At 63.8% G+C, this 21,457-nt stretch carries 16 protein-coding genes; 7 read left to right on the top strand and 9 right to left on the bottom strand.

Going from position 1 to position 21,457, the window contains the following annotated elements:
• Nucleotide 1: 1 nt before the first annotated feature.
• Nucleotides 2–1,192, bottom strand: coding sequence for a glycosyltransferase family 4 protein (locus tag WDM24_RS33180; RefSeq protein ID WP_338828762.1), 1,191 nt, complete (start codon nt 1,190–1,192; stop codon nt 2–4).
• A 289-nt stretch (nt 1,193–1,481) separates the two neighbouring features.
• Here WDM24_RS33180 and WDM24_RS33175 point away from each other — a divergent pair, with 289 nt between their 5' ends.
• Nucleotides 1,482–3,557, top strand: a complete 2,076-nt coding sequence (locus WDM24_RS33175) for a GumC family protein (protein ID WP_414645644.1) — start codon at nt 1,482–1,484, stop codon at nt 3,555–3,557.
• A gap of 68 nt (nt 3,558–3,625) precedes the next feature.
• On the opposite strand, the gene WDM24_RS33170 is transcribed toward WDM24_RS33175, so the two are convergent.
• Entirely contained in the window at nt 3,626–4,972 is a 1,347-nt protein-coding gene (locus WDM24_RS33170) for a lipopolysaccharide biosynthesis protein (protein WP_248114299.1), read from the bottom strand.
• Between the two features lie 497 nt (nt 4,973–5,469).
• Here WDM24_RS33170 and WDM24_RS33165 point away from each other — a divergent pair, with 497 nt between their 5' ends.
• A complete protein-coding gene (locus WDM24_RS33165; protein ID WP_248114300.1) occupies nt 5,470–6,690 on the top strand; it encodes an FAD-dependent oxidoreductase in 1,221 nt (406 codons plus the stop codon).
• A gap of 330 nt (nt 6,691–7,020) precedes the next feature.
• Here the strand turns inward: WDM24_RS33165 and WDM24_RS33160 are convergent, their stop codons facing one another.
• Entirely contained in the window at nt 7,021–8,151 is a 1,131-nt protein-coding gene (locus WDM24_RS33160) for a GNAT family N-acetyltransferase (RefSeq protein ID WP_338828761.1), read from the bottom strand.
• A 486-nt stretch (nt 8,152–8,637) separates the two neighbouring features.
• Here WDM24_RS33160 and WDM24_RS33155 point away from each other — a divergent pair, with 486 nt between their 5' ends.
• The 3 genes from WDM24_RS33155 (at nt 8,638) to WDM24_RS33145 (ending at nt 11,836) form a co-directional block, all read left to right on the top strand.
• On the top strand, nt 8,638–9,450 hold the full coding sequence (locus tag WDM24_RS33155; RefSeq protein ID WP_338828760.1) for a WecB/TagA/CpsF family glycosyltransferase: 813 nt from the start codon (nt 8,638–8,640) through the stop codon (nt 9,448–9,450).
• A gap of 80 nt (nt 9,451–9,530) precedes the next feature.
• The gene (locus WDM24_RS33150) at nt 9,531–10,814 is read left to right on the top strand and encodes an O-antigen ligase family protein (protein WP_338828759.1); all 1,284 of its coding nucleotides are present in this window, start codon (nt 9,531–9,533) and stop codon (nt 10,812–10,814) included.
• Entirely contained in the window at nt 10,811–11,836 is a 1,026-nt protein-coding gene (locus tag WDM24_RS33145; RefSeq protein ID WP_338828758.1) for a glycoside hydrolase family 5 protein, read from the top strand. Before WDM24_RS33150 ends, WDM24_RS33145 begins: the two co-directional genes overlap by 4 nt.
• Nucleotides 11,837–11,863: 27 nt before the next feature.
• Here the strand turns inward: WDM24_RS33145 and WDM24_RS33140 are convergent, their stop codons facing one another.
• Nucleotides 11,864–13,075: an amidohydrolase family protein gene (locus tag WDM24_RS33140; RefSeq protein ID WP_338828757.1), complete on the bottom strand. Its 1,212-nt coding sequence runs from the start codon at nt 13,073–13,075 to the stop codon at nt 11,864–11,866.
• 187 nt (nt 13,076–13,262) lie between these two features.
• Here WDM24_RS33140 and WDM24_RS33135 point away from each other — a divergent pair, with 187 nt between their 5' ends.
• Nucleotides 13,263–14,483 (top strand): MFS transporter, encoded by a 1,221-nt coding sequence (locus tag WDM24_RS33135; RefSeq protein WP_338832491.1) that lies wholly within the window; start codon nt 13,263–13,265, stop codon nt 14,481–14,483.
• 220 nt (nt 14,484–14,703) lie between these two features.
• A complete protein-coding gene (locus WDM24_RS33130) occupies nt 14,704–15,870 on the top strand; it encodes an integrase core domain-containing protein (protein ID WP_224496526.1) in 1,167 nt (388 codons plus the stop codon).
• A gap of 173 nt (nt 15,871–16,043) precedes the next feature.
• On the opposite strand, the gene WDM24_RS33125 is transcribed toward WDM24_RS33130, so the two are convergent.
• The 5 genes from WDM24_RS33125 to clpB all read right to left on the bottom strand — a co-directional run bounded on the left by WDM24_RS33125 (nt 16,044) and on the right by clpB (nt 21,277).
• Entirely contained in the window at nt 16,044–16,235 is a 192-nt protein-coding gene (locus WDM24_RS33125) for a hypothetical protein (protein ID WP_097672779.1), read from the bottom strand.
• Between the two features lie 82 nt (nt 16,236–16,317).
• The gene (locus tag WDM24_RS33120) at nt 16,318–17,133 is read right to left on the bottom strand and encodes a family 1 encapsulin nanocompartment shell protein (protein ID WP_338828756.1); all 816 of its coding nucleotides are present in this window, start codon (nt 17,131–17,133) and stop codon (nt 16,318–16,320) included.
• Nucleotides 17,126–18,187, bottom strand: a complete 1,062-nt coding sequence (locus tag WDM24_RS33115) for a Dyp-type peroxidase (protein ID WP_338828754.1) — start codon at nt 18,185–18,187, stop codon at nt 17,126–17,128. The genes WDM24_RS33120 and WDM24_RS33115 overlap by 8 nt, the downstream gene beginning before the upstream one ends.
• 134 nt (nt 18,188–18,321) lie before the next feature.
• Nucleotides 18,322–18,573, bottom strand: a complete 252-nt coding sequence (locus WDM24_RS33110) for a DUF2171 domain-containing protein (RefSeq protein ID WP_166209284.1) — start codon at nt 18,571–18,573, stop codon at nt 18,322–18,324.
• Between the two features lie 91 nt (nt 18,574–18,664).
• Nucleotides 18,665–21,277, bottom strand: a complete 2,613-nt coding sequence (clpB, locus tag WDM24_RS33105; RefSeq protein ID WP_338828753.1) for an ATP-dependent chaperone ClpB — start codon at nt 21,275–21,277, stop codon at nt 18,665–18,667.
• Nucleotides 21,278–21,457 lie beyond the last annotated feature (180 nt).

The following is a 21,457-nucleotide window of genomic DNA, read 5'->3' as shown; positions in this document are numbered from 1 at the left end:
CCTAGTGCGCGTCCGCCCCCACGGCGTTGGCGAGAATGCGGACGTATTCCTCTATCATGGCATCCAACGAATAGCGCGACTTCAGGCCCACGGCGCTTTGCCGCAGCTGGTCGCTCAACACACGATCGGTCAGGACCTTCGATACGGCGGCCGAAAACTCCGCCTCGTCAGCAGCGTCAACGAACACCGCCGCGGGCTGTCCCTGGCAGGACAGCACCTCGCGCAGAACGGGAAGATCGTTGACGACGCAGGGAATGCCGGCGCTCGCGGCCTCGACGGCGGCGAGGCCAAAGGTTTCGGCCTGCGTCGGGAAGACGAAGACGTCGAGGCACGCCAGGAAGTCGGCCATCTGGCGCGGCGGAATCTCGCCGATGAGGTGCAGCCGGTCCGAGACTTTCAGCTCATCGGCCAGCGTCCTGAGCCGTGCTTCATCGGCGCCCTGGCCGGCGAGCGCAACGTGCCAGGATGGGTCGGCGGCCAGCAGGCGGATTGCTGCATCGAGCCGCTTGTGCGGGTGCAGCCTGGCCGCGCAGCCGAGCAGGGTACGATCCAGCGGCAGCTTGAACTGCCGTCGTGCAACGTCCTTCGGCAGGCTGTGCGACTTGTCGTCGAAGCCGTGCGGCACGTGCTTCATCCGCGCGCGATAGGGCGCCGGATAGCGGGCGTATTCACGCTCCATATCCCGCGAGTTCAGCGTGATGCACTGGAAGAAGCCGGTAGAGCCCATGATGATGTCGGCGGCGCGCACCGGCATGCTCATCGACATCGCCGAGGATACCTGGTTGGCGATCACGGGGGCGCGGCTGATGAGGCGCGACACGCCTCCGCCGATCACGTTGCCGAAGTGCTGGAAGGTCAGGACCACATCGGGCCGGATGGTCCTGAGATGTCCGGCGAGCGTCCACAGCATCCGCAGCAGCGCCACCGGATTTCCCGGGCGGCTCGACGCGCAATAGAACGTATTGGGCGGTTCGTCGAAGGAATCCGATTTGCGGAAGAAGAACAGGTTGGCGACGTCATAGCCGCGCGCGGTGAGGCCGGCACCGAGCAGCCGCGATATCTCCTGCGCGCCGGCGTTCTCGGCCTGGGTCTGCACCAGGACAACACGCAGCTTCTTCCTGCTCTCGTTCGGTCGATCGCGCGACGCGGCCGATGCCTCGCGCAATGCTGTGCTTGGCGTGTATTGGAGCACGGATTCCTCACCCGTTGAAGGAATGGATTCGCCCCCTTCATTTTTGCGCGCGTTCCTATCACGCGAAGCGTGCTCGTGCACCGGGTAGCGCGGGTTGAGGTTACTGCTCATTTAGTGCGATCGGACATGGTCAGCAATCAAAAGCGCAATCAAAAGGGATTGTCTCACACATAGGGTACAACTGGCTCGTTAACTAATTGGTTACGGCCGCGTAAGGAGGGGTAACCGCAGATTAACCATAGATATTTACGTTGGAGCAGTACTGTCAGTTGAATTCGAGTTTGAACCCATGAAGTTCGGTAGCCGCGTAGGCCCGAGACGTTCCGAAGCCACGGAACCCGCAGCGTCGTGGGAAAATGCCGGCGTGCCGGCCGGCCAATCTTCCGCAGAAATCACCAAGGGCGTGCTTAGCCTTGCCGGCGTGGTCGGCTTTTTTCGCGAGAACGGTCAACGCATTCTGATGCTCGCCGCTGTGATCTTCGCGGTCGGTGTCATCTTGCTGATGTTGATCCCGGCGCGTTACGCGGCGACTGCGCTTGTCGTGGTCGACCCGCGCGAGCAGCGCGTTACCGCCGATCAGGACGTGCTGCCGGGGATCGGGCAAGATGCCGCAGCGCTGCAGAGCTATGTCGAGATCGCCAAATCGGACGGATTTCTCGGGCCGCTGATCGACCAGCTCAAGATCGCCGAGGACAGCGACATCTCCGGCGGCAGGACCGATCCCACCCGCCTGCTCGACCGGTTTCGCAACCGGCTCGATATCTCCAGGCGCGGATTAACCTATGTGATCGCCATCAAGTTCACGTCCAACGACCCGCAGCGCGCGGCGTACTACGCCAATGCGGTGGCCGAGGCGTTCGTCGCCAGCCAGCGCGGAACCCGCAGCGTGGCGACCGACGAGGCGGCCGACTGGCTGAAGAGCCGGCTCAAGGCGTTGAACGACCGCCTGCGGTTGTCGGAAGATGCCGTCGCCAAATTCAAGCTCGAGCACCGGATCGTCAACGCCGGCAAGGAATCGACCACGCAGCAATTGCGCGTCACCGATCTGACGCAGCAGGTCGCCGCCGCGCGCGCCCGCGCCGAAGAGGCCAAGGCGCGCTATGAGCAGTCGCAACGCGACCTGAAGGCCAATGTCGACGGCCCGGTCAAGCAGGATCTGCTGAGCGTGCTGCGTGCCCAGCGGTCAGCCCTCAACGACCAGATCGCGCAGAAGCGTGCCGTGCTCGGCGATCGCCATCCCGACCTCGTGATGTCGCTCAGCCAGTTGAGCGACCTCAACCGACAGATCGAGATCGAGCGAAAGAAGAACATCGACACCGCGAAGTCGGAATACGAGGCGCAGCGCGACCAGCAGAAGGCGCTCGAAGACCAGCTGAAGGCGGCCGAGCAGCAGATCCTGGTCGACGGTCAGGCGCTCGTTAAGCTGCAGGAATTGCAGCGCGACGCCGACGCCAACAAGAACATCTACGAGCAGTTCCTCTCGCGCTACAGGACGACCGACGAGCAGCGCGGTTTGCAGAGCTCGCAGACCAAGGTTGCATCGCCGGCGACGCCGCCGGTGCGTTCGACGCTTCCGCCGCTGCCTCTGCTGCTCGTCGCGCTCGCGATCGTTTCGCTGCTGACGTCGACGGCGATTGTCGCCATTCCCGGTCTGAAGCCGTTTCCGATCAAGGCCGTTCCCGTGCCGCGTCGCGCCGAAGCGCAGCCATCGCTGCTGCCGGGATTGCCGGTGCTGGCCCGCATTCCCAACATGGTGTCGCCGGATGCCGTCAGGAGCGTCTGGCAGACCCCGATTGCAACGACGGCCGAGGCCGATCTCAGCCCGCATCTTCAGCTGCTGGTCGAGAACATCGAGCAGCTTCCGGGAGACCACGGCAAGGTGGCGCTGCTGCTGTCGGTCGAGGCCGGTGCAGGCGGCAGCACCGTCGCACGGTCGCTGAACCGGTCCGCCGTCAAGAACGGGACGCTCAGCGTCCTGATCGAGATGGAATCGAGGCGGGCCGAGGCCGCGCCGCCGCAAGGCTCGGGGATCATCAAGGCCGATCTGCCGTCCGTCGTCGAGCTGCTGGGCGCCAGCAGCAAGGCGCCGCCATATCCGCCGGACGATATTCGCGGCGATTTCGGCCTGATCATCGTCGATGCATCGTCGCTTGCGATGCAGCCGGCTGCGGTGGCGCTGGCGGCCCATGCCGATCTGGTGATCCTGGTGGTTCGCGAGGGTGCCGCCAACGCGGCATCCGTCGCCAAGGCGAGAGCTGATCTATCAAGGTCCGGTTCGGTGCCGACAGCGCTCGTCGTCAACCGCGTGGCCGGCAATGCCGCGGTTCGCGGCCGTCAGGGCGAAGCCCTGGGATTGGCAAGCTGAAGAGGCTCCAACTTTCTTTTGACGCGTTTTCCTCACGCGAACCGGTGTCCACTTCGCTCGAAAACGCTTTAGTCCTTGCTATCGGCGACGCGGACCGCGTAGGCGCCACTCTTCGACGACGCCAGATGCGTCAGCACCAGGATTGACGGATCGACGCCGGTCCGGCGGCGGCACAGCACGTTGAGGGCGATGGTGGTAAGCACCAGCGACACGGTGGCCGCAATCGCAGCGCCGAGCACGCCGAGCCAGGGGATCAGCACGACAAATCCCACCAGCCGCAACGCCACGTTGGCGGCGACGACCGGAACATAGTCGCGTTCATGCCCGGTCAGTTGCAGAACCGCGGCGGACGGTCCGCCCGCCGCCTGGAACGCCGTTCCGATTGCGAGCACGATCAACACCCACTGCTGCGCAGCGAAATGCGGCCCGAACAGGCCGAGCAAATAGGGGGCGCCGACCCAGACGATGACGAGGCCGCTGAGCACGCAAAGCGCGGTCACCTCGGCCATCAGCTTCAGCGTATGTTCGAGTTCGCCGTGATTCTTGCTGAAATACAGCGAGGGGAGCCGACGCGCGCCGAACGTGTAGAGCGCAGCCGAGAGCATGGCGAAGATGTTCGCCAGACGCGAGGCGGCGAAATAGACGCCGGCCGTGGCCGGATCGAGCATCCAGTAGACCAGGATGACGTCGAAATACTGGTTGGCCGCTTCAAGAATGGATGAGAGCCAGAAGCGGAACGCGCTCCGGTTCCAGCGTGCGGTCTCGAGGCGCGCGGTGACCGCGCGCAGGTTCGGCAGCGCGCGCACGACGGACACGATCTGCACGGCAAGCCCTAGCGCCATCGCGGCCGACATCGCGGTGAACAGCTCGGCCGGGGTGAGCTGCCGGTGGCCGAGCAGCACCGCGATCAGGAACAGGACAACGGCAACCCGCCAGAAGAACTCGCGGTTGCCTTCCCCCATCAGAATGCTGACCAGGGATCGCGCGATCTGGCTGCCGAGCATGAGCCCGGCATTGACGGCCGCAAACGCCGAGACCGACAGGACCAGCAGCCACCACTCGCCGCGAACGACCGCCGCCGCCGCGATCGCGGCGATCGAAATCAGCATGCCGACCGCGGAGTACTTCAGGCTCGACAGCAGGACGCCCTTGGTGAGATCGGCCTGGCCGCGCACCTGGTATTCGTTGAGGAAGCGAACGAGCAGCAATTCCTGGCCGACCAGGCCCACAACCGATGCGATCTGGGCGACGGAAAGCCAGGTAGCAAAATCTCCAAACGCGTCGGCCGTCATGGTCCGCGCGGCCAGCGAGAACAGCGCGAATGCCAACCCGCCGCTACCAACCTTGAGCAGGATGGTCCCGGCAACGCCGCGCGTCACATCGCGCCGTAGCAGTTGGAGAACAGAGGCAATCACCAGAGATATCTCAATATCCAGTCAGGCTGTCGACCGTAGCAATCGGTCAAGTCGCGAGTGTTAATGTTGTCTTGCTAAGATTCCGTTCCTTCCGGCTGGCCTCCGCGCGCCTCGCGGTTGTGAACCAGGTCAATCCGTCGCCTTGCTCCATTCTGGAACGGCGTCGCGCGCGCTGTCTGCAAACGGTGCAGATCGGCGTTTCTCCGAAGTTCGGTCCAAAGGCGAGGAGCGCGCCGGGTGAGGCCGCGTCTGCGTGCCAAGGGCGTCCGTCGAGGCTCCATGGCCACGCGATAGACCCGCCATCCTGCTGGTGAGCCTCCAAGAGATCGGTTTCATGACGGTCTTTGGTGCAAGCCATGTGCCGAGAGCCGGCCGATCGCAGTCGGCACGTTTTCATTAACCTCAATAATGGAACTCGTCGTGTTCGTTGGGGAAGGCGACACGGCAGGCAGGGAAATTGCAGTTCTGCGATCAATTAGCCGTTGGAGCGGACAAACATGATTGCCGAGGAAAGCACGACCATGCCGATCGCGACCTGCGAGGCCGAGGTCATCGAAGCGGATGTCGCGATCGTGGGCGCCGGTTTGGCGGGCTCGCTTGCGCGAGCCGTCCTTGCCCGGGCCGGCTACCGGGTCGTCCTGATCGACAAGCGCGCGATTCCTCCGGACGAATTCCGCGTCGAAAAGATCGCGGGACGGCAGATCGACATCCTGCGCCGCCTCGGCTTCATCGACGATGTCGAGGCCGTCGCCGCGCCCTATGACAGGGTGCTCAACATCAGGGACGGCAGGCTGATCGATATCGGCGTCGGCCGGTCCTACGGAATTTCCTATGCCAACCTCGTCAACATGGCCCGCGACCTGACGCCTGATACGTCGAGCTTCCTGCTTGACCAGGTGACCAATGTCAGCTGCAGCGACGATCAGCAGCAGTTGACGCTTGCCTCCGGTAAACGCGTCGTCTCGCGTCTCGTCATTCTGGCGACCGGCATGGCGGGCGCGCTTGGCTACAGTCTCGGCATGCGCCGGCAGATGCTTGCCGCGCGCCACTCGGTTTCGTTCGGCTTCACGATCGCGCGGCCGGACAACGCGCCGTTCGATTTCGATGCCCTCACCTGCTATGGCAAGAAGGCGGCCGACGGCGTCGACTATCTCAGCCTGTTTCCGATGTCGGGAGGCATGCGGGCGAACCTGTTCATGTTCCGCGATCCGACCGATCCGATCATGCGCGAGCTGCGCCGCGACACCAGGCGGACGCTGCTTCGTCTGATGCCGGGGTTGGAGACCTATCTCGGCGACTTCCAGGTTGTCGGCCCGGTGCAGAACTGGGTCATGGACCTGACCGCGACCGAGGGCCACCTGCAGCCGGGCGTCGTGTTGATCGGCGATGCCTATCAGACCAATTGTCCGGCCGCCGGAACCGGCGTCAGCCGTCTGCTGGTGGATGTCGAACGTCTTTGCACGCACCATGTGCCGCGCTGGCTCGAGACCGACGGCATGGGCACGGAGAAAATTGCGCAGTTCTATTCCGATCGAGACAAGCTCGCCGCAGACCAGCTTTCGCTGCAACTGGCGCGCTACCGGCAGGACTTGACATCGAACACCGATGCACGCTGGACGATGCAGCGGAAGCTGCACTTCCTGCGCCGCGCGATCGCGCATCGGGTGGACCGAATTCATCCGGGATGGGTGATGCGCGTCCGCAGCGCGCTGCGTTAAAGCGTATTCGGGCGAAGTGGGCACCGGTTCGCGTGAAGAAAACGCGTCAAAGCAAGAACCCAGAGCTATGGCGCCGCACACTCGGTGTCGTCCCGGCGAAAGCCGGGACCCATAACCACAAATATTTGTGGCGCAAAGGCTGGGGCCCCAGCTTGTTCTAACGACAGCCATCGGTGGTTATGGGTCCCGGATCGCGCGGAGCCTGTCATCGGGCGGCGCTTCGCGCCGACCCGTTGGCTTGTCCGGGACGACGACTGAGTTTTTCCTGAACTGTAGCGCGAGGCGCCCGCAAAAAACGCCTGGCTAGCTCTTGGCAAACTCCTGGCGGCGCTACCGCGTGCCGGTCGAGGTGCGGATCGGCCTGATGTCGGTCACCCGCTTGGCGGCCTGCTTGATCCACGGCGCCTGTTTCAGCGCAAACAGGGCAAGCGAGCCGGCCGCGCTGCCGGCCTGCGTCACACTCGACATCGGCGTCGGCTGTCCCCCGAACTGCTTCTTGTAGGGTTCGTCACCGATGGTGAAATCGAGCACCCGATCGCCGCGCTCGATGCAGTCCCGCGCGACCCGTTCGAACGTCAGCGCGCCGATCGACTGGCTCTTGTATCCCTCGATATCGAATGCCGTCATGACGACGAGGAGGCTGTCGCGGTGAGATAGCCCAAGGGCGGTGGCGATGACCTCGCCGTCCATCTTCATGGCATAGAGCCGCGCAAAGGCGCCGGCGCCGCGCAGCGCCACGCTCGAATAGAAATCGAAATATTCCGGACGCTGCAGCAGGTCGCCATCACCATGCGCCTGGAACCGCGGACCGCGAAACTTCTTCATCACCTCCATGGCCTCGCCGATGGAAGCGCTGTCGTCGCAACATGAGAAGGTGAGGGTGCCTTTCTTGTGGATCTGGCGCCATTTCTTTGCCAGCTCCTTTTGATAGGACTTCCCCAACGCGTTGATCTGCCATTGCTCGAACGGCGCAGACAGGACCGTCGCGTAGGCGTTGGTATCCATCAAGCTGCGGTGAGGCGCTCCGAGCAGATTCTCGATCGGCATCTTGGCATCGAGCAGCTTCGGTATGCGCAGCAGATCGAATGGCCGGACCAGGTGTCGAAGTCTCTCGCAGGCCCGCTCGTCCCGCAGCAGCTCGGCAAATGTCGCGATGCTGCAGACCGGCGACAGGTAGTCTGACACACGGAGGTCCGCGAATTCGATCGTGCGCATCGGCCCGCGGCGCACGCGCAGCAGCGGCAGCACCGCCGCCAGCGCCTTGCTTGCGCGATGCCTGATGACGGCGACCAGCGGCTTCGCAGCCGCGGCCGGCGCGAGCTTGCGATAGAGGCTGTCCAGCCACAGCGGATGTTGGAAGGCGGTCGCGTCCGACCCTTCAAACAACGTCGCGTATTCTTCGGACAGGAAGTCGAATGCGTCGTCGATGCAGACATCGAACGCGTCATCATTCTTATTCATGCGAAACCAAACAAACGGGTTTTCAAAGTGCCGATCGAGCCGGCGTGGATACCCTTATAGCAAAGGCTGATGACGTCGGGCACCGGTAGAATTCGATTTGTATTAATGTAGTGCGTCGACCTTTGCGCATTGTTGCTGATCGAAGGTTCACCGCGGTGAACCGATCGCGTGTGACGCCTCATCTGTCGGTATCGTTAATAATCCGGTTGCGGCCTGAGATCATCACGCATCGCGCGGCTGGCACGCGGCTGGACCGGATATTGCAGTTATGGGCAGGTAAGCACTGGAGCCCTTGGTGAAATGTTGACTAACAGCCAAAACGCCCGCATTTCGGATGCAATTTCGCCCGCGCGCGCCGATCGCGAGCGGACGCGGCGTCTCAATTCAGACACGGCTGCTCCAGCTGTCCGGATTTGCAACACTTCGGGTGACCAGCAGCCGGCTGCATCGGCGGATCCACGGGCCGGTTCATCGCTGCCAGGCGGAATGCGGGAGCGTCGCATCAATCCTGTCGGCAGGGCTGCGACCGCCGGCGTTCCCCGGGCAACCATTGGCGGGCTGCGGCTCGCCGTGCTCGATCGCGAGCAGACTGCGGGTTTCATGGTCGAGATGGTGCACCCGCAGCGGCGGGTCAACCGTCCGCTGTATCTGACCTCGGCCAATGGCGAGGTGCTGTCGCGCTGCTCGACCGAGCCGATGACCGATCGGTTGTTCCGCACCGCCGACCTGATCAATGCCGACGGGCAACCGCTCGTCATGGTGTCCAAGCTCCGGTCATCGAACCCGCTGCCCGAGCGCGTCGCGACCACCGACCTGTTTCATAACGTCGCGCGCAAGGCGGAGGAGCTCGGGCTCACCTTCTATTTGCTTGGCGCCGACGATGCCGAGAACAAGGCGGCAATCGCCAATGTCCGCCGGGCCTATCCGGCCCTCAAGATCGTCGGCCATTCGCACGGCTATCTGCGCGGCGACGCGCTGCGGGCCAAGGTCGACGAGATCAACGCGCTGGCGCCGGACTTCCTCTGGGTCGCGCTCGGCGTGCCCTACGAGCAGGCTTTCGTCGATGAATTCATGCCGCAGCTTGGCAACGTCGGCGTCATCAAGACGTCAGGCGGATTGTTCAATTTCCTGTCGGGCTCGCGGCCGCGCGCGCCGAGGTGGATGCAGATCGTGGGACTCGAATGGGCCTGGCGGCTCTGGCTCGAGCCGCGCCGGCTGTTCTGGCGCTATTTGACGACCAATCCGCATGCTCTCTATCTGCTGCTCAACCGGACCCGATCCTCGTCTAGCAAAGACTGAAGCCTACCGCGTGCAATATGCGCTCCGGCGCGATCCACCGGAGTGCCGAGCTCATTTAATATGAGCGGAGTACAACCGATATGGACGGACGTGCGCTCGATAGCTCGACCTGGCAGGCGCCCAGCGTCGAGGCGGAAAATTTCGCAAGAACCGTCGTCAACTGGTCGATCACCATCAACGTGATCATGTCGATGGGGACCTTCCACGCCGCGCTGCTGCCGACCGAGTTGACGCTGGTGCAGCAGGCCATAGCCCTCTTGATGTGGGGCGTGCTGATCTATGCCAGCCTGTTCATCCGTCCGTGCCTCCGGCTGGCCTTCAATCTCGACACGCTTGCGGTCATCGCGTTCTACGCGTTCGCTACTATTTCGGTGTTCTGGACCAATCTGGGCGGTGCCGCCCTGATGAAGGCCGCGGCGCTCGCGATCACGACGCTCGGCGCGTTCTGTATGATCACCCGCGTCGACATCGACGACATCGTGAAAACGACGACCCGCGGCCTCTTCGTGCTGATCGCGGCCTCTGCGCTCTGTGCCGTGGTTTTCCCGGATATCGGGGTCGACGACAGCTGGATGCACATGGGGCAGTGGCAGGGCGTCTTCGAATCGAAGCAGACCCTGGGCTTTGCCGGTGCCTATCTGATGTTCTTTGCCTGTTATCGAAAGATAACCGGACAGGGATGGTTGCCTTTCCTGGTCACCTTCGGGCTCGCCTCGACCTGCGTCATTCTCTCGGAGTCGCGCGGCGCCGGCGCCCTGGCGCTGGTTGCCTGTGCACTGTTGCTGACGTCCCTGTGGTCCGTCAGGTGCATGCAGGTCTACGCGATCCTGCCATGCGTTATGTGCGTCGCGGCCGTGCTGCTGATCCTGTATTTCTACACGACCGGATACGACTCGATCCACGTCTTCGATACGACGATCAATTTCACCGAGAGAACCTTCATCTGGCAGTACGCCATCGGTCATTTCGACGACGCACCGCTGTTCGGATTTGGCATCAACGGGTTCTGGACCAACCCGGCGATCTACGATTATTTCAACCAGAACCACGGCTGGGTGCTCGACAACTATCACAATGGCTATATCGCCATTCTGATCGAGACGGGATTCCTTGGTTATGTCCTGTTCACGGCAAGCGTCTTTCTGTTCTCCTACAAGGTGCTTTGCCTGATCGCGGAGCGTGCGATCGATCGTCTGCATTGTGCACTGATCATCGGGTTCGTGTTTCTCAACTGCCAGACCAACTTTACCGAGACGGTGTTCCTTCGTTCGACGATGTTCACATCGGTGCTGCTGATTGCGTTCTTCCTTGCCGTCTGTCGGCCGGTGTCGTCATCGCGTGCGCACGAGCTGGAGCAACCATGACGGCGTTCCGATCGATTTTGCAGGGAACCTTCAGCGCGCTCGTGGCGGCGGCGCTGTCTGCGGTGCAGATCTCGCCGGCGAATGCCGCGGGGCAAGGCGCGTCGCCGGACGTCGCGGCACTGGGGCGCGGCATCAATATTCTCGGCTATGACGGCATCTGGGAAGGACACCAGAACGCGCCTTTCCGCCTGGAAAACCTCAATACGATCCGCCAGGCCGGCTTCTCGCATGTCAGGATCAACTTCTTCGGCTTCAGGCACATGGATTCCGGAAACTTCCTGGATGAAGCCGTGTTGCGGCGCCTCGATGGCGTGATCGAGGACGTGCTGGCGCGGAAGCTGATCCCGATCCTCGACGAGCACGACACCGACCTCTGCCAGCGCGACGTTGCGGAATGCACCGTGAAGCTCAAGGCGTTCTGGCGCCAGATCGCGGCGCGCTATGCAGGGAAATATCCGAAGCTGGTGTTCGAGGTCCTGAATGAGCCCGGTGGCAACATGACCTCGGCCGAATGGAATGCGCTGCTCGGCGAATGTCTCGCCATCATCAGGCAGACCAATCCGAAGCGAAGCGTCGTTGCGGCCGTCCTCAACGTCGACGAACTGCCGGTCGACGAGCTGGCGCTGCCGTCCGGTGACAGAAACCTCATCGTCACGTTCCATTATTATGCGCCGGTACGATTTACCCATCAGGGCGCGCCGTGGTCGGCAACCTTCTCGAAGATTGGCCCGCTAAGCTGGGGCTCTGCCGAAGACGAGGCGACGGCGGCCGCGGATTTCGACAAGGTCCGCGTCTGGTCGGAGAAAGAGAAGCGCCCGATCTATCTAGGAGAGTTCGGCGTCTACGAGCGCGCGCCGGCAGAGAGCCGTGCGAAATACCTGTCGTTCGTGGCGAGACGCGCCGAAAGCTTCGGCTGGGCGTGGGCCTATTGGCAGTTCGATCACGATTTCGCGGCATTCGATGGCGCCCGGCAACGCTGGAACCGCGATATTCTCCGCGCGATCATCCCGTCTGCGCGTTAGTCCTCGCGCCGGGCGGCGGCCCTCGCTTCAGGATCGGCCGACGTCCTTGACGACGCGGTTGTCGCGCGCCGTAAGGATCCCGCCCTTGTACACCGAGCGCCCGGAGGGCCGTGCGACCACGGCCTCCTGGATATGCGCAGCGTTCAAGGTCACGAAATCGGCCTTGTCGCCCACACGCAGGCCGTAGCCTTCGAGCCGCAGCGCCTTGGCGCCGGCCGCGGTGACCATGTCGAACGCGATCGCGAGCTCGTCATCGGTGTAGAAACCCGAGCGGTATCCGATCATCATTGCGCGGCCCAGCATGTCGCCGTCGCCATAGGGCCACCAGCTGTCCCTGATATTGTCATTGCCGCTGAACACCGTGACGCCGGCGTTCCTGAGCGTGGCGACCGGCGGGAACGGCCGGCTGCCCGGCGCATTCGTCATGATCGCCACGCCGGAGCGCGCCAGAATGTCGGCGGTCTTCTTCAGCGCGTCCGCAGGAATGTCGCCGAGCCCGTAGGCGTGGCTGACGGCGACGCGGCCCTCCATGCCAAGCGCACGCGTCCGCGCCGCGATCTGCTCGACCTCGAAGGCGCCGAGCATGCCGCCATCATGAAGATGGATATCGACATCGACGCCATGCTTGTGCGCAACGCCGAAGACGACATTGAGATGCCCCTCGACATCCCGGTCGAAGCTTGCGGGATCGAGCCCGCCGACCACATTGGCGCCGAGCCTGATCGCCTCATCGAGCAGTTGCGGCGTGCCGGGACTGCTGAGAATCCCGCTCTGCGGAAACGCCACGAGCTGGATGTCGATCAGCTGCCGGTATTCCTCGCGCACCCTCAGGATGGTCTCGAGCGATTTCAGCCCTACCGAACCGTCGACCATGACGTGACTGCGCATCTGCGTCGTGCCATGTCCGATACAAAGGTCGAGCTGGTTCCGCGCCCGCACGTCCATCGGCGCGGCGGCAGCAAGGTTCTCGGCCTGAAACGCCACCCGCTCATGGACGTTGAATCCATCAGTGCAGGGACGGTGCGGCCGCCAGGTGTCGCCATAGAAGCTGGTGTCGAGATGGATGTGGCCCTCGACGAAGCCGGGCACGACAAGCGCGTTGCCGAGATCGACGATCTCGACCGCGGCCGGGCGCTCGGCCCTCGCTTCGATCGCAACGATGCGGCCATCGCGGACCCGCATGTCGCTGCCAGCACCGTCACCGAGCCTGGCATTGATGAAGAGTTTGTCGGCGGGCATCAGGTCTGTCCTTCTTGTCGCTTGCGTCGCATGCAGATCGCGCTGTGCGCCGCGCCTTGCCTTGCATGGTCCGAGGAATAATACTCGCTCGGGACAGGCGGACAAGGAACTGAAAGTGTTGCAGGACATTGCGAGCAGGGACGGGTTCGATGTCAAGCGCGCAGCGTTTGCCGCGACCATCGGCAACATGCTGGAGTTCTACGACTTCATCACCTACAGCTTCTTTGCGACCGAGATCGGGCGCACCTTCTTCCCCGCGCACAGCGAATACGGCAGCCTGATGCTGTCGCTGGCGACCTTCGGGGCCGGCTTTCTGACGCGCCCCATTGGCGGCGTCGTGCTTGGCATCTTCTCCGACCGGGTCGGTCGGCGGCCGGCAATGTTGCTGAGTTTCGCGCTGATGGGCGGCGCGATCCTGACCATCGCGCTGACGCCGTCCTATGCCGCGATCGGCATCGTGGCCCCGATCATAGTGATCCTGGCGCGCATGGTGCAGGGATTTGCGCTCGGCGGCGAGGTCGGACCGACCACGGCCTATCTGATCGAGATCGCAGCTCCCAGGGATCGCGGCCTGGTGGTGGCATGGCAGCCCGCCAGCCAGGAGATTGCGGCCACGATCGGCGCGCTGGTCGGTGTCATCCTGAGCAGCACCATGGCGCCCGACATGCTGCAGGCCTACGGATGGCGCGTCGCATTCCTGCTCGGGGCGGTCTGCCTGCCGTTCGGCATATGGATGCGCCGCACGCTGCCGGAAACCGTTCCTCACGGCGAGCGTGCTGCCGGGAGCGCCGAGAGTTCGAGCCATGTTGCGCAGGCGCGGGCGCATCTCCGCGTGATCGTGCTGGCAGTGATGATCCTGGCCAGCGGCACGATCTCGACCTACGTGACGCAATACATGACGACCTACTCCAAGAACACGCTGCATGTCTCGCCGTCGCTGGCGTTCACGGTGTCGCTGGTCAGCAACGGGCTGCAGATCATCGGTGCGTTGCTGGGCGGCTGGCTTGCCGACCGGCTCGGACGCAAGCCGATCATGATCTGGCCGCAGCTCGTCGTGCTGGTGCTGACCTACCCGGCCTTCCTGTGGATCGTCCACGACCCCGGTGCCTGGTCGCTACTGTTCGGCTTCGGCATCCTGTCGTTCATCGGATCGCTGCCGTTCACCGCGTTCTATGCCGCCTTCACCGAAGCGCTGCCGCAGAACATCCGCGGCGGCGTGTTCGCCACGATCTACGCGGTTGCGATCGCGACGTTCGGCGGCACCGCGCAACTCGTGGTCACGTGGCTGCTGCACGCGACGGGAGATCCGCTGGCGCCGTCCTGGTATCTGCTGCTCGCTGCGGCGGTCGGCATCCTCGCGATGAGCCTGATGCCCGAGACCGCCCCGGTGAAGGTCGGCGAGAAGTAGGCGCCGCGGATGCACTTTGGAGCATGGTGAGATTGGGTTGATTGGCAACCGCGAAAGCGGTGCGCCCCCTCTCCCGCTTGCGGGGGAGGGCTAGGGTGGGGGCTCTCTCCGCGGTACAGACCGGATAGATACCCGACAGTTTAGACCGGCATGATTGCCGACAGGTTTCTAGAAGCATCGGCGGGAGGGCCCGACGATGCCGTTCAGAGAGACCAGTCGGATGGAAGAGCGTATCCGGATGCTTATGGAGTACGAGAGCGGGAACTGGAGCGTGTCGGAGTTGTGCCGCCGTCACGGTATCTGCCGCGACACGTTTTACGCATGGCGCCAGCGGAAGCAGAGCGGCGATCCGGAGTGGTTCAGGGACCGTTCGCACGCGCCGCAGCAATGCCGACAAACGACCGATGCGGCGATTGCAGAGAAGGTGATCGCGGCTCGGCAGCGCTTTCCCTATCTGGGACCGCGCAAGCTGCTCGCCCTGCTTGACCGCCAGGCGCCGGAGATCGATTGGCCGGCGGCGTCGACGATTGGGAGCATTCTCAAGCGCGCGGGGCTGATCTCGCCGGTGAAGCGCCGCCGCCGTCCGCTCGACCAGCGGCGTCCCTGCACGCCGGTGCAGGAGCCGAACGACGAGTGGAGCGTGGACTTCAAGGGTTGGTTCCGCACCCGCGACCAGTGCCGGATTGATCCGTTGACGGTGGCTGACAGCCACAGTCGCTTCCTGATCGAACTGCAGATCGTCGCACCGACGACCGAGGGCGTCCGCCCCCGCTTCGAGAGGGCTTTCCGCGAGCATGGCCTGCCGCGGGCAATCCGCTGCGACAATGGTTCGCCGTTCGGCTCGCGCGGCGCCGGCGGTCTCACCACATTGTCGGTCTGGTGGCTGAAGCTCGGCATTACGCCGCACTTCATCCGTCCGGCCTCGCCGCAGGAGAACGGTCGCCATGAGCGCATGCATCGCACCTTGAAGGCGCAAACATCGAGCCCACCGGCAGATAATGCGTCCGAGCAACAGGCCCGCTTTGACGCCTTCCGAGAGCATTACAATAAGGAACGTCCTCACGAAGCGCTGGGCCAACGGCCGCCGGAGGACGCCTATCGAGCATCTCAACGCACCATGCCGGATCGCGAGCAAGACCCCTGGTATGACGCCGATCACCAGGCCCGCCGTGTTCGCGGCAATGGGGAGATTAAATGGAAAGGCAAGTTCGTCTTTATCGGTCAGGCGCTGGTGAACGAACTTGTCGGCATCGCCGAACTCGATACCGGTGACCACGTCGTCCGCTTCTGCGACCTCGACGTCGGTCTCATCGACCGCCGCGGCCTGTTCACCCGGTTCGCTCCGCCTCGTGAGGGGCTGCGCGAACCGGGCGAACAGACCGCTTAACCCAAACTGTCGGGGATCATGCCGGTCCAAAATGTCGGGAATCATGCCGGTTGAACACGCGAGTCATGTCGTGGAGAGAGCCCCCACCCGCATCGCATCTTCGATGCGATGCGACCTCCCCCGCAAGCGGGAGAGGTGGAGGCAGTCTGCCGCGAGGTCGCTTCAATCTGACTTCAATCCATGTCGCGAAAGGCGTGGCCGTTGGCCTCGATCTCTTTCACGAGCTGCGGCGGCAGATTGGCCTGGGCCGAGGTGCCGTCGAACACCCAGTCCTTGGCGTCGCCGAGATCGGGGAGACCCGCGCCCTTGCGGACATAGAGACCGACCGACGCCTTCTTCGGGTTGATGTAGAGATCGTAGTCCATTGCGCGCCTCCTCTCCGTTTCACGTTTAGCGGAAGCCCCGGCAACGGCCGGAGACTTCCCGGATGAGTCAACGCCGGTAAGACTAGGCGGGTTTCTTCGCCTCCGGCGCAAGCACCACCGACGCTTCGCTGGTCAGCATCAGGAAGGTGATGGTCTCCTGGAAATACAGCTGGACCGAGGTCGCAGAGTGGCTGAGATAGCCGATCGAAAGGTCCTGGCCGATCGAGAGCTGGAAATCGCCGCCGCGGGTGGTCAGTAGCACGCCGCCCTCGATCGCCGGCGCCCAGATGATCTTGCCGTCGACCAGGCGCTGGATGTGTTGCAGCACCGGGTAGCCGTCGTCAGTCGCGCCGCCGATCGCGGTATAGGGCTCGGTGCCGAGCAGCAACGTATAGGGACCGTTGACGCCGGCGAGCCGCAGTTGGCTGACCGCCTGCGCCACCACGTTGGGGTAATTCTTGATGCTCGCCGGCAGCGTCAGCACCGGGTTGCTGCTGCCCTGACGGATGCCCTGGATGCCGGCGGCGGCGTAGCCATCGAACACCGCACGATCCTCCGCGAAGGCGATCTTGCGCGCAGCCGCCTTGAGCGGGTCCCAGTCGGAATCATTGGAGCCGCGCTCGACGTCGTCAATCGCCTGGCGCGAGAGCTCGAACGGCACGCGCAGCTCGACCAGCGCACGGACATCGCGCTGCGTCGCCTCGACCCCGTCGCCGGGCGTCGAAATTTTCTTGAGATGGCCGGTGCCGACCGCGGAGAAATCAGTGCCCTTCGGGCCATCGACGTCGACGACACGGCGCGCCGCCAGATGGCGCTTCAACGTGCGCGAGGCTTCCTCCTCGATCTGCTCCCATGCCGCGTCCGAGATAGGGGCAAGTCCCCGATGCAGATTATTCATGTCCAGCCTCTCCTTTCAGTGAGCCGATCCCGAGCGAGCCGTCGAACGGCGGTATTCTTGGTGCGGGTGCGTCGGCAGCTTCGGCATCATCCAGGGACGGCTCGGCGGGCGCGGCTGCAGGCGGCGCGCTCGCGACATCCTCCAGGAAGGTCGCCGACGGGACGAAGAACAGCGTGCCGGTGACGGCGCGGCTGAAATCGAGCAGCCGGTCGTAATTGCCTGGCGGCTTGCCGACGAACATGTTCTCCAGCATCTGCTCGATCCGGTGCGGTGATTTGGCGTAGCCGATGAAATAGGTGCCGAACTCGCCCTTGCTGATGTTGCCGAACGGCATGTTGTCGCGGAGGATATCGAGCTCCTCGCCGTTCTCCACGATCGTCGTCAGGGCATTGTGCGCGTAGCTCGGCTTCACCGCATCGTCGAGCTCGATATCGGACAGCTTGGTCCGACCGATGATCTTCTCCTGCATCTCGACCGGCAGCTCGTTCCACTTCTTCATATCGTGCAGGTATTTTTGTACGATCACATAGCTGCCGCCGGCGAAGTCCGCGTCCTCGTCGCCGATGATGGTGGCCTCCAGGGCGGCCTGGTCTTCCGGATTCTCGGTGCCGTCGACAAAGCCGAGCAGGTCGCGCTCGTCGAAATATTTGAAGCCGTGAACTTCGTCCGAGGTGGCGACGGCATCGCCGAGCCGCGTCATGATCTGGGTCGCGAGCTCGAAGCACAGGTCCATCGGTACAGCGCGGATGTGAAACAGCAGGTCGCCCGGCGTTGCGACGGCGTGGTGGACGCCATGGATCTCACGAAACGGATGCAGGCCTTGCGGCTTCGGCGCGCCGAACAGCCGGTCCCACGTGTCGGAGCCGATCCCCATGACGCAGGACAGCCGGCCCTCGAGATCGCGGAATCCGACGGCGCGCACCAGCGCGGCCAGATCGGCGCACAGCGATCGCACCACCGCATCATATTCCGGATTGGGCTTGATCGTGACCGCAAGGAAGATGGCCGCGCGCGTCAGCTTCGCAGCGACCGGTTGCGGAACGGCTGATGGCACGCATCTCTCCTTACTAAACGGCTAGTCCACGACGACAAAACAGCTGGTCCTGGACGTCGGATCGACGTTCAGAGAAAGGCAGAGGAGCATGCAACTGGAACCTTTACAAGACCTCGAATGCAGAGGTGCCTGCGTCAATCGACGGGCTTGCCGGACTTCTCCTCCTCGAGCGTCACCGCAATGGCGGCGTTGGCTGACAGCCGCACCTTGGTGCCTTCGACACCGGCGACGAAGCCGAGCTCGATATAGTGGTGATGGCCCTTGTGGAAGCCGTCGCTTTCACTTTTCTTGAGCTTGATGCGGTTGCCTTCGACGCGATCGACGGTACCGACATGCACGCCATCGGCGCCGATGACCTCCATGTTGTCCTTGATGTTCTGCGTCATGGCGCTCTCCCTGGTTGAAGGCCAGCTTGCATATGAAGCCCGCAGGCGACGCGGCGATGACAGCGCGTCGCCTGTGCAATCCGGGCTTGTCTCACACCGGTTCGTATTCGTCCGCCGCGGCGGTCTCCGGCCTCTTGCCGTTGAAGGTGAGGCCGGCCTTGGTGGCGGAGAGCTTCACCTGCGAGCCATCGCGCACGTCGCCGGCGAGGATCATCTCGGCGAGCGGATCCTGCACGCTGCGCTGGATCACCCGCTTCAGCGGGCGGGCACCATAGGCTGGATCCCAGCCTTTCTCCGCCAGCCAGTCGCGCGCCTTCGGCTCGAGCGCGAGCTCGATCTTGCGATCCTCGAGCAGCTTGCGCAGCCGCGAAAACTGGATCTCGACGATGCGGCCCATGTCGCTCTTCTGCAGCCGATGGAACAGGATGATCTCGTCGATCCGGTTGAGGAACTCGGGACGGAAATGCGCCCGCACCATGTTCATCACCTGCTCGCGCACCGCGCTCGTGCTCTGGCCCTCTGGCTGGTTGACGAGGTACTCGGCTCCGATGTTCGAGGTCATGATGATCAGCGTGTTGCGGAAATCGACGGTGCGGCCCTGGCCGTCGGTGAGGCGGCCGTCGTCCAGCACCTGAAGCAGCACGTTGAAGACATCGGGGTGCGCCTTCTCGATCTCGTCGAACAGCACGACCTGGTAGGGCCGCCGCCGTACCGCTTCGGTGAGCGCGCCGCCCTCGTCATAGCCGACATAGCCGGGCGGGGCGCCGATCAGCCGCGACACCGAGTGCTTCTCCATGTATTCGGACATGTCGAGGCGGATCATCGCGGTCTCGTCGTCGAACAGATATTCGGCGAGCGCCTTTGCGAGCTCGGTCTTGCCGACGCCGGTGGGGCCTAAGAACATGAACGAGCCGATCGGCCGGTTGGGATCCTGCAGCCCCGCGCGCGCGCGTCGCACGGCGGTCGACACCGCACGGACCGCTTCGGCCTGGCCGACGACGCGCTTGCCGAGCATCTCCTCCATGCGCAGCAGCTTGTCCTTCTCGCCCTCCAGCATCTTGTCGACCGGCACGCCGGTCCAGCGCGACACCACCTGCGCGATATTGTCGGCGGTCACGGTCTCGCCGGCCGACGAAGTCTCGCTGGCCTCGACCGCGGCGAGCTTCTTCTCGAGCTCCGGAATCCGGCCATAGGCCAGCTCGCCCGCCTTCTGGAATTCGCCGCGGCGCTGCGCATTGGCAAGCTCGGTGCGCAACTGCTCGAGTTCGCCCTTCATCTTCTGCGCATCGGAGAGCTTGCTTTTCTCCGATCGCCATTTCGATGTCATGTCCGCCGATTTCTTCTCGAGATCCACGAGATCCTTCTCGAGCGTCTGTAGGCGGCTCCTGGAGCCGAGATCGGTCTCCTTCTTCAGCGCCTCCTGCTCGATCTTGAGCCGGATGATCTCGCGGTCGAGCGAGTCGAGCTCTTCCGGCTTGGAATCGACCTGCATCTTCAGCCGCGCCGCGGCCTCGTCCATCAGGTCGATGGCCTTGTCGGGCAGGAAGCGATCGGTGATGTAGCGATTCGACAGCGTGGCGGCTGCAACCAGCGCCGAGTCCGCGATCCGCACGCCGTGATGCTGCTCGTATTTGTCCTTCAGGCCGCGCAAGATCGAGATGGTGTCCTCAACCGTCGGCTCGGAGACGAACACCGGCTGGAAACGCCGGGCCAGCGCGGCGTCCTTCTCGACATGCTTGCGGTATTCGTCGAGCGTGGTGGCGCCGATGCAATGCAATTCGCCGCGGGCGAGCGCGGGCTTCAAGAGGTTCGATGCGTCCATCGCGCCGTCGCCCTTGCCGGCGCCGATCAGCGTGTGCATCTCGTCGATGAACAGGATGATGCCGCCCTCGGCGGAGGTCACCTCCTGCAGCACCGCCTTGAGCCGCTCCTCGAACTCGCCGCGATATTTCGCGCCCGCGATCAGCGCGCCGAGATCGAGCGCGAGCAGCGTCTTGTCCTGCAGGCTTTCCGGCACGTCGCCATTGACGATGCGCAGCGCCAGCCCCTCGACGATCGCGGTCTTGCCGACGCCGGGCTCGCCGATCAGGACCGGATTGTTCTTGGTGCGGCGCGACAGCACCTGGATGGTGCGGCGGATCTCCTCGTCGCGGCCGATCACTGGATCGAGCTTGCCGTCGCGCGCGGCCTGGGTCAGGTCGCGGGCATATTTCTTCAGCGCGTCATAGGCATTCTCGGCCGACGCGCTGTCGGCGGTGCGTCCCTTGCGCAGCGCGTTGATGGCGGCGTTGAGATTCTGCGCGTTGACGCCGCCCTTGGCGAGCAGCTTGCCGGCCTCGCTGTCCTTGTCGGCGGCCAGCGCCTGCAGCAGGCGCTCGACCGAGACAAAACTGTCGCCGGCCTTGTCGGCGGCCTGTTCCGCGGCGGCGAAGGCCCGCGCGGTCTCGGGCGCCATGTAGATCTGTCCCGAGCCTGCGCCGCTGACCTTCGGCACCTTGGCCAGCGCATCCTCGGTTGCCTTGAGGATCGCGCGCGAGTTGCCGCCGGCGCGGTCGATCAGGCCGGCGGCGAGGCCTTCATTGTCGTCGAGCAGCACTTTCAGGAGATAGAGCGTCGAGAACTGCTGATGTCCCTCGCGCATGGCGAGCGATTGTGCCGACTGGATGAAGCCGCGAAGGCGGTCGGTATACTTCTCTATGTTCATCGTGGCACCTCAAGGCAAACAGAGGCTCGTCGAGATCCAGTATGCCACGCATTCCAGCCGGCGACAGATGGCGGAACGATGACATCCATCATGCGGCAGCCGAGTACAATTGCGCCGGCGGAAACCGCGGGCCTGACGCTGCCGCTTTCCGTATCGTGTGGTCCTTTCAAGGGAGTGTCA

The organism is Bradyrhizobium sp. 27S5 (assembly GCF_037217225.1).
GTDB lineage: Bacteria > Pseudomonadota > Alphaproteobacteria > Rhizobiales > Xanthobacteraceae > Bradyrhizobium > Bradyrhizobium septentrionale.
This window is presented reverse-complemented; position numbering and strand designations above follow the sequence as displayed.